A 17,539-nucleotide genomic window follows, 5' to 3' on the forward strand; every position below is an offset into this window, starting at 1 on the left:
CCATGCTTTATTTGAAAAATATGATTATTAACTCTAAAACTATATATCATTTATAGCTTTAGAGTTAATAATCTAAAATTTTAAATATAAATGATATTCATAAAGTTTACAGTAATCGTTAACTATTTAAATATATTAATAATTTAATATAAATATTATTAGTATTTTATAAATTCATTATTAGTAAAAATAACTACTCGTATTTTATTTTTAATGCAAAACATTCTTGGCCAAGTCAATAAAAAAATTAAAGTAAGTAACAATATTTTTAAAAGATAATATCTAAGATATTAAAGGTTAAATATATAGCAGATTTAAGTTCTTAGTTTATTGCTAATATATTAGTCACTAAATACTATAATAATATCTTATAACATATTACTATTATTAAAATATATTAATTAATATATTTTATATTATTGTAAATAACTATATAGCTCTTTCCATATATTAAAAATATTGTAATTTATGTATATGTTGTAGAGTATTTTTAATATTAATGTATTTTAAATTAAATTTTAAGATAAATAATTACCTTAATATTATGTACCAATAAATTATTTATATATTTAATATTAAACAATAAGATTATTACTATAGCTATCAATTAACTAAATTAGGAGTGGGCAACTTACTAATTCAAGAATATAATATATGTTATTAATTTTTTTATTTCTTATATTAGCAAGAAAAATATCAAATATTTACTTAAAATAATTACTACTAATAATTATTTTAACCTATAATAATAATTATTAATTAATAGCAATAAAAAATATATTAACATAAAAAAATTATAAGCAATACAAGTAAGCTATATCTTTATATGCAGTATTCCTTAAAAGATTTAATAGTAATTAGGAAATAACTGCGTACCATCTAACCAAGCCGCATTATTACGCATTTCTAATCTTCCTTCAGTAAACCAGTTAACTACCTGTGGATAGACATTATATTCTTGAATTTGTACACGACGAACAAGATCTTCTTCACTATCACTAGGAAAGATTGGTACCTTAGCTTGTAAAATAAGAGGTCCTTTATCTAATTCTTCAGTAACAAAATGTATAGAGGTACCATGCTGCTTGTCACCATTTTTTAATGCTTGATGATAGGTATACAAACCTGGATATTTAGGTAATAATGAGGGATGTATGTTTATTATGCGACCAGCATAATGCTGCACAAAAGTAGGACTAAGAATACGCATATAACCTGCAAGTACTATCAAATCTGGCTGGTAATAATCTATAGCCTTTACTAGTACAAGATCAAAACTAACGCGATTAGCATAATCTTTAGCATCTAATACATGAGTAGGTATAGCTGCTAATGTTGCACGAACTATACCATAAGCATTAGATTTATTGCTAAATACTGCACTTATAATTCCATTAATTTGCTTTTGTTGCTGGGCTTTGATCAATGCTTGTAAATTACTGCCATATCCAGAAATTAATACAACAATTTTTTTCATAATATATTTATTTTTATTATGAATTAATAATAACTTTCTTAGTATTATCCATGGACGCAGTGATAATCCCAATTTTCCATACTTGCTCTCCTGAATCACGCAATAATTTAATGGCTTGATTGACTTGCTTCTCTGGTAGAGCAATCATCATGCCAACGCCACAGTTAAAAGTACGATACATTTCATAACGACTTACATTTCCAGTCTGTTGCAACCAGTTAAAGATAGAAGGCCATTGCCAACTTGTTTCATCAATTATTACCTGCGTACCTTGTGGTAACATACGTGGAATATTTTCCCAAAAACCTCCTCCAGTAAGGTGTATAATGGCATGAATTTCTAATTTTTTAATTAAGTTAAGTATTGACTTAACATAAATTCTAGTAGGTTGTAATAAATGTTCAGCGAGAGATATTCCCTCTAATTGGGTTTTTGTTATATTTATTTTATTAATTTGTAAAATTTTTCGTATTAGAGAATATCCATTAGAATGCGTACCACTAGATGCTAAAGCAAGTAATGTATCACCTGGTTTTACTTTACTACCATCAATAATCACTGATTTTTCTACTATACCAACACAAAAACCAGCGATATCATAATCCTTTCCATGATATATACCTGGCATTTCTGCGGTTTCACCACCTACTAAAGCACAACCAGATTTTGTACAACCAGCAGCTATTCCAGTTATAACACCAGTAGCAGTATTGACATCTAGTTTACTAGTAGCGAAATAGTCCAAAAAAAACAATGGCTCTGCTCCATGAACAACTAAATCATTAACACACATAGCTACTAGATCAATACCAATAGTATTATGACGTTTTAAATCTATTGCTAAACATAGCTTAGTGCCAACACCATCAGTAGCTGAAACTAAAATTGGTTCACGATATTTTTGTGGTAATGTACATAATGCACTAAACCCTCCTAATCTTCCTATTACTTCTGAACGAAGAGTTTGTTTTGCTATATTTTTTATGCTATTAATGAGTTTATTGCTAGTATCGATATTAACACCGGCATCTTTATAGCTAAGAGAAGTTTTATCTATCACTGAAAGATCCCTACAGAAGTTGACTATTTAAAAAAATAATAATGTCAATAATATAAACAAAAGTTTTGCCAGACTTTTACATATAATAAGTATAAAATAGAGATAACATTATATTTTTAAGTAAAAATAAATTTATAAATTATAACTTACCTCTAATAATGAAAGAATAAAACGCTATAATTATAGGCAAAATTATACAGTTTTAAACTACTAAAAAATACAGGATATTTTAACATAAAATATCCCAATCATAAAATACATACACTCTTTATAAGATTTAATTAGCTTAATCTAGTTTTTATCATTACTCATTGCTAACTAGCCGTTACTTTTTAAAATATTCTTAGAATATAACATTTAATTAATTTCTTATAAAGTTATAATAAGCGCTATATATTTAAGGTATTTAGAATACAGTAACTACATACTATAGGTAAATATCTGAGTATTATAGTATTAAATAATATAGAATTTACAATACATATGTATATATATTTATACATATGTAATAAATTTATAATAAATCTAACTAAGATCTTATTAATTTATTTTAGTAATGATTACTATGATTAGTCGTGATAAACTATAATTAAAATTTAATTTATTCTAGGTGTTTAGTTATAGTGTAATAATTGCATTTAGTTAAGTGAAAGATTAATCAATTATAAGATCTTATACGTTATATTTTCTAATATAGTATTAATATTATTTATTAATATCTAAAGAATATTAAGATTTTATAATTTTTTAAGTAAAATTAACTAATAATAAATTATTATATTTTATTACATCTAAATAGTAGATTGCTAATAGCAATATTATTAATTATATAATAGACAATATGTAATAAAATTACTTTTATTGATGAATATTAAGCAATATAAATATTATATTATTTATTTTTGTAAATATTTGTATAATTCCTACTTTATAAAGTTATTAATATAAGCTATTTAATAGATAAAGAATACATTAATTAAGCAGTATACTACTAATCTATCTAGACACAAAGATTTATTAAAAAGTAATATACAGTATCAGTATATACTTATTAATGCCACTAAATACTATTTAAACTGACAAAAATATAAAGAGCTTTATTTATAAAAGATATACCTTAAGAATTAATTAGTCATTAATAAAAAAATTAATTAGTCATTAATAAAAAAGTAAAGCAATTATCTATATAATTTTTTATTAATAAAACACAATCTAATTTTAAATTACTTAAAGGTTTTATGTATAAATAAATCTTATAATTAAAATAATAACAGATATAGATTACTTAAGACTAGTAAAATTCATTTAAATTTAATACTACTTAAAAAATAAAGAAAATTTTTTAGTATTAAAAGATAACTTAATTACAAGTTATGTTAGATCATTACTAAAATAGGTAATAATGGTTTAAATTAAGATATAATCCAATAACTACAATCATTTATAGCATGAAAATTAGATACAAGAATTTTTAAAGAGGTTTAATGTATTTTAGGGGTATTAAACATGTTATATATTTTATTATTATTTCTAATCTTGTTTGCTGGGATAATGTTTGGCTCTGTTCTTACTGAACATCAGGGTTACGTATTAATTCAGATAGATAACTATAATATTGAAACTAGTATTACTAGTATAGTTATTATGTTGGTGCTATTATTAGCAATCTTACTAATTATCGAATGGATTTTAAAGCGTATCTTTAATATCATATTATATACTCAAAATTGGTTTATAAAATATAGACATCATTACGCTAAAAAAGAGCATAAGCTACATTAGTTAAATTTATTAAAGATGATTTCAAATAGGTAAAAAAACTACTCACATAATATAGATTGTGCTGAGTAACTTATAATTAACTATTTATTAGCAACTAAGATCTACTAGTAATATAGTAATAAATGTTATATTAACTAGTATTTAAAGAACCTTATAAAAGTAGAAAATAGTAACTAATTACTATTAAATATCATTTAAGTACCTATCTAAATATCACAAAGATATATTTATACTACTCATCATGTTATCTAATCAAGCTTCCATAATATTCTAAAGCTAAATTACTTTTGTCTGTATAAATTTTCTTGTATGTGGGTGTTTATACATATTATTAGATATTTTATAGGTATTTAGTAAAATATTCCTTAACAATAAGGATGAATAAAGACATTAAAATAACAGGTTTATATAAGCATAATAAATTATGACGTTATAATAGAATAAGGTAATTAAGAACTTAAATGTTAGTAATAATTATTTCTTAGTTATAAAATTCATTATTAAGTTCTACTGCAAATAGTGTAATTAAGTATTAGTCAGATATAAAGACTATTAAATAATTCAATAGTTATTCTTAAAGATCTTAAATATTAATACACTAAACGATTAATTTTACTAATCCAACATTTAAAGTTAATAGGTATTTAATATTTATAAAAAATATTATATTATAGATAAATAATAAAACGCTACTATACTGTTTAGTGTTATATTAAACTTCTTGTAAAACTATAGTATTTAACTTAGTATACCTATAATAGTTAAACTCTTACATCTAGTATTTTATTGTAAGATGATAACATTAAACTCTGCAAAAATATCTATATAGTAAGTAAGTAAATACTTAGATAGGCATAGCTAATATAATTAACGTATGTCTCTGACATTCTATTTGTTTACTAATAATACGTATATTATTTTATAATTAAGCAAAATACTTAGATTATTAAAAACTATCAAGGAAAATTTTTTACTTACTTACTGAAATAAATATAATACATTATTAACATAATTTTTGATCTTTTATTAAAAATATAAACTAATAATTATTTTATTTTGATTTAATTATTAACAATGGTATTATATAAATTAAAATAAATATTTAGAATTAATAATTGGATATCTTTGTTAACATAGAATTTTTGCTAAAATGTTAGTGATGGTTATAATATTTTTTCATGATCTATATTAAGTTAATAATTAACAATAAATAATAATAACTATTTAAAGTTAAAGTAATTATAATATATTTAATTAAATATAGTAATAGAGCTATAAATTTTTAATGAATAAGATAAATTGATACTAATATTATTTCTAATTGCAACTTATTGATATAGATAATATAAATAATTAATTTTTACTAGTTCTAAGTGATCTATATTTATATCTGTTATTATTTTAATTATAAGATTTATTTATACATAAAACCTTTAAGTAATTTAAAATTAGATTGTGTTTTATTAATAAAAAATTATATAGATAATTGCTTTACTTTTTTATTAATGACTAATTAATTTTTTTATTAATGACTAATTAATTCTTAAGGTATATCTTTTATAAATAAAGCTCTTTATATTTTTGTCAGTTTAAATAGTATTTAGTGGCATTAATAAGTATATACTGATACTGTATATACTTTTTAATATATAATTATTACTTATCTTATAATTTTAGCTAACAAAAAAATCTCTACGATACTCTCGTAGAGATTTAAAGATTATTAATAAATAATTATCTAAACATAATCTTAGTTTTAATTATTATTATTTATTTATATTTATCTAATATTAAATATTTTTATTATTTTTTAAGTTAAACTATATTTAGAACTAATTGAGCACGAATTTTTATTGTAGTATCTTTATTTATTGCTTTATATTACATGAAAATCTTCTTGTTTAGGGATTATTAGTAATGCTTATATAGAAGTGCTAATTTTGAATAGATTTAATAGAAAAATTATCTTAATTTTATATAAAAATAAATTATTTTTTATTATACATAAGTTACAAGACTCTTAATATAATTAAAATAGTATTATTTCTTTCTAATTTTTTATTTATTTTTTAATATAATTATATTTTTGATTTTCTAAATATATTAGATCTAATTTTTACTTTTTACTCTTTAGAAACAGATGTAGATTTTATTTAAATATTAAGGAATGACATGATGAATAAGGTTCAAGCTTACTCCAATGATTTTATTCGTCAGATTATTGATGAAGATTTAGCTAATAATAGATGTGCTGTAATACATACTCGCTTTCCACCTGAACCAAATGGTTATCTACATATTGGCCACGCTAAGTCTATTTGTTTAAACTTTGGTATAGCTCAAGACTATCACGGACATTGTAATCTACGTTTTGATGATACTAATCCAATAAAAGCAGATATTAAATATATCGAATCAATTAAACATGATTTACAATGGCTAGGTTTTAAATGGAGTGGTAGAATATGTTATTCGTCTGATTATTTTGATTTATTATACGAATATGCATTTGAATTAATTAAAAAAGGCCTAGCTTATGTTGATCAATTAAATAGTGAACAAATACGTGAATATCGTGGTACTTTAATTTCTCCAGGTAAAAATAGTCCATTTCGTGATCGATCTATTAAAGAGAATATTACGTTATTTAAAAAAATGCAAGCAGGTGATCTTACTGAAGGAAGCGCTTGTCTACGAGCTAAAATTGACATGGCATCACCTTTTATGGTAATGCGTGATCCGGTATTATATCGCATTAAATTTATCGAACATCATCAAACTGGCAATAAGTGGTGCATTTATCCAATGTATGATTTTGCTCATTGTATTTCTGATGCATTAGAAGGAATTACGCACTCGCTATGTACCCTTGAATTTCAAGATAACCGCCGCTTATATGATTGGATATTAGATAATATTAATATTAAATGCCGTCCGCGTCAATATGAATTTTCTCGTTTAAATCTTACATTTACCATAATGTCGAAACGTAAACTAAATATGTTAATAACTCAAAATATTGTTAAAGGCTGGGATGATCCGCGTATGCCAACTATTTCAGGCCTACGTCGCCGTGGCTATACTGCAGCATCAATCCGTGAATTTTGTCGGCGTATTGGTATGACCAAACAAAATAATAATATAGAGATGGTAACATTAGAATCTTGTATTCGTGATGAACTAAATAAAAATGCACCACGGACAATGGCAGTTTTAGATCCTATAAAAATTATTATTAAAAATCGGGCATCTAAGATAGAATATTTAACCATGCCTAATCATCCTAATAACCCACAAATGGGTAATCGTCAAGTACCTTTTGATAATATTATTTATATTGATCGAGCAGATTTTCGTGAAGAAGCTAAGAAACATTATAAGCGCTTAGTACTAGGTAAAGAAGTACGTTTACGTCATGCTTATGTCATTAAAGCAGAATATATTGAAAAAGATCAAAAAGGTAACATTATCATAGTTTACTGTAGCTATGATGCGCAAACATTAAATAAGGATCCATTAGATGGTCGTAAAGTAAAAGGTGTCATTCATTGGGTAGCTGCTGACTATGCATTACCAGCAGACATTCATTTGTATGATCATCTTTTTAATGTAGCAAATCCTAATTTAGTAGATAATTTTATAACAACAATTAATCCTAAATCTTTGATTATTCGTCATGGTTTTGTTGAACCAAATTTAGCAAATGCAATTCCTGAACAAACTTACCAATTTGAACGTGAGGGTTATTTTTGTATTGATAGTCAATATCTCCTAGCTGGAAAATATGTATTTAATCGTACTGTTAGTTTGCGTAACACTTGGCAAATTAAAGATAAGCATTAAATATTTAGTATGATATTAATTTTATATGTTTTATTTTTATAATAAAACTAATGTATTGTATAGTTAAGGATTTATTAATACTTTACGTATCAATTAGTTAGTTCTATTATCTATTTATATTAACCATAATAATTATAATTAATGCTTTATGATTAATATTTACAAGGTATTTAATATACCCTAGAAAATTATTAGTTAACAATATATTTTAATCATAAATACAAAATAATCTTGTATTTTTAGCAAAATAAAATAAAAATTTATGGTTCATAGTTTATAAAAACTACTAGAATTTGTTTTAATATCAATTAATATTGACTATAAAAAATTACTTTAATTAAAAATTAAACTCTTTGTAGCTACAATATTAAATTTTTATTTAAACCTAATAAGTTAAAAACTTTTGAATATAATCACAGTTAAAACTAACTATAGATTTATACATAAGATATTATATGATAGAATCATTAATTCTAATGAACATTAGCTAATATCAGTATTTTAATAATTATTTTATAATTAATCTATATGGTATCTACCGTAGATTCTATCTATTACTAATAGTACATATTAAGCTAGGTAATTTTAACGGAAACTTTTAATTATAATAATAGTTGTTTAGTAAATAATTTAATAATAAATGCATGGCTAAATAGATTAGTTAATAACTTACAATAATCAGGTGTATTTCGCTTATTGGTACAAAGAAGCAAAGATAAAATATAGACAGTTATAGATTAATGATAATTATCCTATTAAATATATACCTAATACTGCCACTAAAATAATACAACTCTTGAAATTTAATTTGATTTATATAAAAATATAAAATGTCATTAATATTAGATACTCTTTTATAAATTAGAATAGATAATAATATATTTAAAGCATAAACTTCTTTTTAAAAATATATATAAATTTAAATATTTACTAAAATTAGTTGTATTAAACTAGTAAAAGTTATTATAGATTAAGTAAAGATCATAAGTTTTTAATAATTATGTAGAGGAACCATTAACTCTATTTGTTGATAATTTTAAATAATCCCGGTAGATTAACTGTAAGCTTAGTACTAGTAATTTTTGTATAATTAACGCATAAATTAAGACATGCTATGAACTATAATTCTCCTATAAGCTAGATTTAAGAATAAATACCATGTCTAACCTTAACTCACAGCTAATAACTTATCAACAACGTGTTGATCAAACACTGAAAAATTTTATTAATGAACTACCTTTTCAAAATAGTCAGCTAGTACAAGCAATACGTTATGGCACTCTACTTGGAGGCAAAAGAGTACGTCCTTGTTTAGTATACGCTACTGGTGAAATGTTTAACTTACCTCTTAATAGTTTAGATGCAGCAGCAGCCGCAATTGAATGTATGCATGCCTATTCATTAATTCATGATGATTTACCAGCAATGGATAATGATAATTATCGTCGTGGACAGCAGAGTTGTCATATTAAATTTAGTGAAGCTGATGCTATTTTAGCTGGTGATGCCTTACAAACACTGGCGTTCTCTATCCTCACTGATAAACCAATGCCAAATGTTACTCTTAAGGATCGTCTTGCCATGTTATCTGAACTTGCACAATCGAGCGGCGCTGCAGGCATGTGTGCTGGACAATCATTGGATATTATATCTAAAAATTGTCAAATTTCACTAGCATCGTTAGAACAAATTCATCGTAATAAAACTGGATCTTTAATTCGTGCTGCCATACGTATTGGCGCATTAGCGGCAGGAAAAAGAAGAAAGAATGCCTTATTACTATTAGATAAGTATGCTGAAGCAATTGGTTTAGCTTTTCAAGTACAAGATGATATTTTAGATATTATTGGTGAGACTAATAGAATTGATAAACAGAAATGTTTTGATCAACAATTTAGTAAAAATACTTATCCAGCACTACTTGGCTTTGACACCGCGAGAATAAAAGTTAAGGATCTTTATCGGGAAGCACTCTTGGCTCTTGATAGTCTATCAGTGCAGTCCTATAACCCTAAATTATTGTATATAATGACAGATTTTATTATTAAACGCAATAATTAGTTAAAACTATAACAGCCTTATATGAAGCAGCCAATGAGTTTTGATACAGCTAAATATCCAACATTAGCTCTAGCAGTGAATCCACCAGAACTACGCTTGTTACCTAAAGATTGTCTTCCGCAATTATGCAAAGAACTTCGGCAATACTTACTTGATTGCGTTAGTGTTTCTAGCGGTCATTTTGCTTCAGGATTAGGTGTCATTGAACTGACTGTAGTGTTGCACTATGTATATAATACCCCCTTCGATAATGTGATTTGGGATGTTGGGCACCAAGCTTATCCACATAAAATTCTAACTGGTCGCCGTGAAGCGATCTCAAGAATCCGACAAAAAGAGGGATTACATCCTTTTCCTTGTCGTGAAGAGAGTAAATATGACGTACTTTCTGTTGGTCATTCTTCAACTTCTATAAGTGCTGGTCTTGGTATGGCAGTAGCTGCAGAACGAGAGGGCAAAGAGAGACATACCGTTTGTGTTATTGGCGATGGTGCTATCACAGCAGGTATGGCCTTTGAAGCAATGAATCACGCTGGAGAAATAAATACTAATATATTAGTAATACTTAACGATAATAAAATGTCAATTTCAGAAAATGTTGGTGGATTAAATAACTATTTAGTTAAATTATTATCAAGTAAGTGCTATGCAACATTAAGAGATAATGGGAAAAAAGTATTTGAAGGACTACCACCAATTAAAGAATCACTAAAATTAACTAAGGAACATTTAAAAGGAATAGTAATACCTGGAACTCTATTTGAAGAGTTAGGATTTAACTATATTGGACCTATTCAAGGACATGATCTTCCTGTACTAATAAGTACTCTAAAAAAAATGCGCACCCTGAAAGGTCCACAGTTCTTACATATTATGACTCAAAAAGGTAAAGGTTATGCACCAGCAGAATTAGACCCTATTAGCTGGCATTCAGTACCTAAATTTAATTTACAAGCAGGTACTTTACCTAAAAGTAATGGTAGTTTTCCTACCTATGCTAAAATTTTTGGCGATTGGCTGTGTGAAACCGCTGCAAAAGATAATCGATTAATGGCAATAACACCTGCCATGTGTGAAGGCTCAGGTATGGTTCGTTTTTCACGTGAATATCCACATCAATATTTTGATGTTGCTATTGCCGAGCAACACGCAGTAACCTTTGCTGCTGGACTTGCCATTGGTGGTTATAAACCAGTAGTAGCCATTTACTCCACCTTTTTACAGCGAGCTTATGATCAATTAATTCATGATATTGCAATGCAAAAATTACCTGTACTTTTTGCTATAGACCGAGCAGGTTTAGTTGGCGCTGATGGTCAAACACATCAAGGTGCCTTTGATCTATCTTTTATGCGCTGTATTCCTAATATGGTAATTATGGCACCAAGTGATGAAAATGAATGCCGTCAAATGCTGCATACTGGTTACTTACATCATGCCCCAGTAGCAGTACGCTATCCAAGAGGTAGTGGTACTGGAGCTGAACTACAATCTTTACAAGTTTTTCCTATTGGCAAAGCGATAGTGCGACGCATAGGGGAAAAAATTGTTATTCTTAATTTTGGTGCTTTATTGCCTCAAGCGCAACAAGTAGCTGATAAATTAAATGCTACTCTAGTTGATATGCGATTCATTAAGCCTTTAGATGAAGAGTTATTATTAGATATGGCTACTAGCCATCAATTATTAGTGACTTTAGAGGAGAATGCTATTAGCGGAGGTGCTGGCAGTGGAGTTAATGAGTTATTAATAGCTAAACAAAAGTTATTACCAATACTAAATATTGGTTTACCTGATAAATTTATTTCTCAAGGTGAGCAAGACGAAATGCGCTCTGTATATGCCCTTGATGCTGCTGGTATTCAACAACAAATTGAAATAAAGTGGAAATCTTATAACTATGATAAATAAGATAATTTAAAATATAGTATATTACTAATTTAATATAAACTAAAAGGTATAGGTAATGATAGGTATTTTTTTTGGTAGTGATACTGGTAATACTGAAAATATCGCAAAAATGCTACGAAAACAACTTAATCAAGAAATTACTCAAGTATACGATATTGCTAAAAGCTGCAAAGAAGATTTAGAAAAATTTAATATTCTTTTGCTTGGAATACCAACTTGGTATTACGGCGAAGCCCAATGTGATTGGGATGATTTTTTCTCAACATTAAAAGAAATTGATTTTAGTAGAAAATTCGTTGCACTATTTGGTTGTGGTGATCAAGAAGATTACTCAGAATATTTCTGTGATGCTATGGGTATTATACATGATATTGTTGTGTCTCGTAGAGCAACTATTATTGGTCATTGGCCAATTAAAGGTTATTATTTTGAAGCTTCTAAAGGCTTAGCCAATGATAAAAATTTTATTGGTCTTGCTATTGATGAAGATCGTCAGCCAGAACTAACTGAGGAGCGTGTTAAAACTTGGGCAAAACAAATTAGCAAAGAATTAAACCTAAAGAATAAATAAGTTTCTGTATAACCTTAGCCTAAGATTAAATGATATAGGATACCATTAATTTCTATGCTAGTTACTCGTTATTTTTATTTTAAGTTATATAATTGTATAATAATATACAGTTATATTTTAATAGGTAATAGGGAGTTAAGTAGGTGACCAATAATAGTGTAGAATTAAAGAAAGTTAATCTTAAAGTAACATATTTAAGACTAAAAATCTTAGAGATGTTATAGGATTTATTTTATTACTATATTTATACGAAGGAGCTCTATAAAAGTTGATTAGTATAATTAAAACATTAGATTAAAGTTTCCTATTATATTCTTAATTAATTTAAATATGCTATTAATTATAATTTATTATAATTTTAAGGTATTAAATCTGTGTGTAAATTCATACATAATAATATCATAATTATTTAATTTGCCTAAATTGTAAAAAGTAATGAATTTTAAAAATTAGTTTGCTAGAAAATAGCAAGAAAATATTGTTAGCAACATACTAATTATACTAACTAACTACAGTTTTTTATGACTATTATAAAAAATATAATATAATAATAATAAGTCTTTACATAATATTTATCTTTATAGTACATACTTTTATTATCACAATTTAGTACATAAAAATACAACTAATTATCCTATATAAAATAATCTATTTAAAATAAACAAACAAGATAATAAAAAAATGTAACTTATTAATAAGTTATGAAGAATCATATTTTTATATTTACTATTTATTAGTATATTTAGTATAGTTATTTATTTTAAATGATTTATTTTTGTAGCTTATTATAAATTTTTCGCTATTTTTAAATAATAAAATGCACTGAAAACAAAATTTTTTTGTACAGAATAAAAGATAATAAATAAGTATTTTAATATATTTTTTAAAAATTACTTGACTAAAAAATATAGCGAGTACAATAAATTTTAAAATAAATTCTTAGATCGTTTTTCTTATATAGCATAGGTAAACAAGCTAATTTCAATGCTTGTACTAACTTATTAGGTTTAAGTTAGATTATACAATCTGCTCTATCTATAAAGGAGATAGTAAATGTTTGCGGGAAGTATGGTTGCGTTAATAACACCTATGAGTGAAAATGGTAATGTTGATTATAAGAGTCTAGAAAAATTAGTTAATTACCATATAGCTAGTGGTACTAAGGCAATTATTTCTATGGGCACAACTGGAGAATGCGCAACACTTAAACGTAACGAGCATATCAACGTTGTGTTAAAAACAATAGAGTTAGCTATGGGTCGCATTCCTGTAATAGCAGGTACTGGTTCTAACGTAACAGAAGATGCGATATCACTGACTAAACAGTTTCAAAATAAAGATATTGCTGGTTGCCTAACAATTACGCCATATTATAATTGTCCTACACAAGAAGGCTTATATCAGCATTTTAAAAAAATTGCTGAAAGCACAGATCTACCGCAAATTTTATATAATGTACCTTCACGTACTGGGTGTGATTTATTACCACAGACAGTTGCTCGATTAGCTAAAATTAAAAATATTGTAGCACTAAAAGAGGCAACAGGAAATTTGACTCGTGTAAGTCAGATACAAGAATTAGTCAGTAAACAATTTATTTTACTAAGTGGTGATGATAGAAGTGGCCTAGATTTTATGCAATTAGGAGGTAAAGGAATAGTATCAGTAACAGCAAATATTGCTGCTCGTGAAATGGCAGATCTCTGTACATATGCTATACAAGGTGATTTTGTTTCTGCTAGAAATTTAAATAAGCATTTAAGATTATTACATAAATATTTATTTATTGAATCAAATCCTATTCCAGTAAAATGGGTTTGTCAATATCTTGGTTTAATAGCTACTGATACTTTACGTTTACCTCTAATATCACTAACTAATATTAATCAGCAGATAATAAAAAAGGCATTACAAAGCACAGAGCTACTTAAAATTTATTCATCATCTCGTAATACTTCATTAGTCTGTAACTCTTAAGAAAATTTTAATAACTATATTGTAAATACTATATCATAAATAAATATATTCTGAATAAAGAACATAACATAAAGAGGTATCATTGTTTTATTAGTTATGCTATTAATACGTATTTAATTAATGAATACTATAAATATTAGGCTAGTAGTATTAATTTTATTTAGATATAACTATATAATAACTAATAAAGGTACTCACTAAAATAATTTAATCATTATAAAATACTACCTATAATACCCCACTAAGATTATGACAAGATACTATTAGAAAATACTAGATATTTATCTACTAGTATAACTTTTAGTATTATTAAGTAATTCTTGAATATAATTTATTGTGTATACTAGTAAATTTTTATTAAAAAATTACTAATGAAATCTTTATTTATAGATATAAAATAAATCTATTATTAAAAATAATTACCTACTAACAGCTAGCTGCAAAGACGTAAATTAAATACTAATTTAAGATTAAATAAAATATAACTAATAAAAATAAATAGTTAGGCATTATTAGATAAATGTTTAATAGCAGAGACATAAATTAGCATTAATAGTAAAATACTTGTTTTATATTAAGATATAAATCTAATAACTGATAAAGTTAAGCGTAATATCATAGTATTAAATACTTTAATTCAAAGTTCATACAAAGTATGTACTAATACTAAAAATAACTAGATTACTAATTTATAAGTAGCTTATATATAGAGTAGTAGTTAAGATAATAATTTACTTATCGTTATTATATAATACTACATACTAATTAAGTATCTGCTTACCAGCAGAACTAAGAAAAAATAAAAGCTAGAGATCATAATCTTTCACAAAGTATGATTTTAATAAATTATCGAGTATCTAGTTATATAAGTAATTATTAAATTAATTAGATATGAAAAATATTTATACTAATAATAAATAATTATTAGTATAAAATAAATGATTTTAGTAACTATAGTAGTTTATAATATATTGATTATAAAAAGAATATATTAAACTAACAGTAAAGTAACTTAATAACTATAGTGCTTTAGATAAAATCTAATCATACTAGTATAAAATAATAAATATTAACGTAAAATAAAAAAATTACGGTCTTTCTATCAAAAATAATAATACTACTGGAATTAATATAATGCAAAAATTAGCTGAGTTATATCGTGGAAAAGCTAAAACTGTTTATAGTACTAAAAATTCCAATCTATTAGTGCTAGAATTTCGTAATGACACATCAGCAATGGATGGTCAGCGTATTAAGCAATTTACTCATAAAGGCATAATCAATAATAAATTTAGTTATTTTATCATGAAAAAACTTGAAATAGAAAAAATTCCAACACAGATTGAAAAATTACTTTCAGATAATGAAGTATTAGTTAAAAAACTAGATATGATTTCAGTAGAATGCGTTATACGTAATCGAGCAGCGGGCTCTTTAGTTAAACGATTAGGTCTTAAAGAGGGGTTAGAAATAAAACCTGCATTATTTGATCTTTTTTTAAAAAATGATGCTATGCATGATCCAATGATTAATGAATCCTATTGTATAGCTTTTGGTTGGGCAAGTAAGAAGCATATAGAGAATATGCAAAAACTTAGTTACCAAGTAAATAATATTCTTAGCAGATTATTTGATAATGCTGGTTTTATTCTTATAGATTTTAAATTAGAGTTTGGTTTATTTAAAGGTAATATAGTATTAGGAGATGAATTTTCACTTGATAATTGCCGTTTATGGGATAAAAATAATTTAACAAAAATGGATAAAGATCGTTTTCGTCAAAATCTAGGTAATATTATTGAGTCTTATAAAGAAGTAGCTAGACGTATTGGTGTTAAATTAGATTAATAGTTTTAGTAGCAACTACTTATCATCTTTCTAATAGAAATTGATACCTTTAAAGTAATTAATAATTACACGATATCTTTATTATTATATCAATAGATATTAACTATAAACTTTCATATTTATTACTATTTAGTTTTTATCATAAATAGTATGTTGTAATTAGTAATTTAAATAAGTTATAAAAAAAATAATTCCTTTTCTATTAGAAATAGAATTCAATATAATTTATTACTAGTAATAAAAATTAAAAGATTTACACCCTATGAATTAAGTTAATATTAAAATATTATAATATTAGATTTTATAACTGAATATTAATATAATAATAATTTATCATTATATAACATAAAAATAATTTATCTATAAAAAATTTTATCATATACATTAGTTTTCAAAGAAAAACTCTATTATACAAGTAACAATAATATACTTTATCACAGAAATATAAATCTAATATTTTAGACTAAATAAATCTAACCTTGCTTAATATTTAATAAATATTGCTAAGGTAGACATAGCAAGTACTATATAATATAATTACTTTTACTAAAGTAATAATTAAAAATATTTTATTAATTACTTTATGGTTAATTTATACAGTTTTATTTTAATCTTAGTGTAGCAAACAATAATAATAAAATAATTAGTCACTTCCTAAGATTCGTAATTTAAATTGCTATAAAACTACGGGTTTTATTTCTTATTTGAATTAGTTTAATCATTCTTTGTAATTCATGATCTGGTGATTCTCTATAATTTATTAACCAATTGACTAGGTCTAAATCATCATTACTTAGTAAACGAATAAATAAAAATTTATCATTATTATCGAGCGTATCATATTCATATTTAAAAAATGACATAATAGAAAAATCTAGTTCATGCATCCCACGACGACATGCCCAATAGATACGCGTTTTATTATTAATACTCATATCTTAATTACCTCAAAATTATTTATGTTACTAACGAAAATCTATTAAATAATAGCTTGTAAAATAAGTTTACT

General features: G+C 25.1%; 10 protein-coding genes. 7 read left to right on the forward strand and 3 right to left on the reverse strand.

Annotated features, from left to right (window positions below; all coding sequences use genetic code 11):
* Positions 1-847 precede the first annotated feature (847 nt).
* Positions 848-1,477, reverse strand: a complete 630-nt coding sequence (gene purN, locus AB4W73_RS02330; RefSeq protein WP_367680245.1) for a phosphoribosylglycinamide formyltransferase — start codon at positions 1,475-1,477, stop codon at positions 848-850.
* A 16-nt stretch (positions 1,478-1,493) separates the two neighbouring features.
* A complete protein-coding gene (gene purM / locus AB4W73_RS02335; protein WP_367680246.1) occupies positions 1,494-2,537 on the reverse strand; it encodes a phosphoribosylformylglycinamidine cyclo-ligase in 1,044 nt (347 codons plus the stop codon).
* Positions 2,538-4,043: 1,506 nt separating this feature from the next.
* Here purM and AB4W73_RS02340 point away from each other — a divergent pair.
* From AB4W73_RS02340 to purC, 7 genes are all read left to right on the forward strand, one after another.
* Positions 4,044-4,319, forward strand: a complete 276-nt coding sequence (locus AB4W73_RS02340) for a heme biosynthesis HemY N-terminal domain-containing protein (RefSeq protein WP_367680247.1) — start codon at positions 4,044-4,046, stop codon at positions 4,317-4,319.
* Between the two features lie 2,175 nt (positions 4,320-6,494).
* Positions 6,495-8,162 carry a glutamine--tRNA ligase gene (glnS, locus tag AB4W73_RS02345; RefSeq protein WP_367680761.1) on the forward strand — a complete coding sequence of 556 codons (1,668 nt, stop codon included), beginning with the start codon at positions 6,495-6,497 and terminating at the stop codon, positions 8,160-8,162.
* Between the two features lie 1,158 nt (positions 8,163-9,320).
* Entirely contained in the window at positions 9,321-10,223 is a 903-nt protein-coding gene (ispA, locus tag AB4W73_RS02350) for a (2E,6E)-farnesyl diphosphate synthase (RefSeq protein WP_367680248.1), read from the forward strand.
* Between the two features lie 33 nt (positions 10,224-10,256).
* Complete coding sequence (gene dxs / locus AB4W73_RS02355) at positions 10,257-12,134, forward strand: 1-deoxy-D-xylulose-5-phosphate synthase (protein WP_367680762.1); 1,878 nt, start codon at positions 10,257-10,259, stop codon at positions 12,132-12,134.
* Positions 12,135-12,189: 55 nt separating this feature from the next.
* On the forward strand, positions 12,190-12,705 hold the full coding sequence (fldA, locus tag AB4W73_RS02360; protein ID WP_367680249.1) for a flavodoxin FldA: 516 nt from the start codon (positions 12,190-12,192) through the stop codon (positions 12,703-12,705).
* A gap of 1,053 nt (positions 12,706-13,758) precedes the next feature.
* A complete protein-coding gene (gene dapA / locus AB4W73_RS02365) occupies positions 13,759-14,682 on the forward strand; it encodes a 4-hydroxy-tetrahydrodipicolinate synthase (protein WP_367680250.1) in 924 nt (307 codons plus the stop codon).
* A 1,134-nt stretch (positions 14,683-15,816) separates the two neighbouring features.
* Positions 15,817-16,530, forward strand: coding sequence for a phosphoribosylaminoimidazolesuccinocarboxamide synthase (gene purC / locus AB4W73_RS02370; protein ID WP_367680251.1), 714 nt, complete (start codon positions 15,817-15,819; stop codon positions 16,528-16,530).
* Between the two features lie 668 nt (positions 16,531-17,198).
* Here purC and sdhE read toward each other — a convergent pair.
* Positions 17,199-17,465, reverse strand: a complete 267-nt coding sequence (sdhE, locus tag AB4W73_RS02375; protein WP_367680252.1) for an FAD assembly factor SdhE — start codon at positions 17,463-17,465, stop codon at positions 17,199-17,201.
* Positions 17,466-17,539: the final 74 nt, after the last annotated feature.

This window comes from Candidatus Fukatsuia anoeciicola (assembly GCF_964059965.1).
Lineage (GTDB): Bacteria > Pseudomonadota > Gammaproteobacteria > Enterobacterales > Enterobacteriaceae > Fukatsuia > Fukatsuia anoeciicola.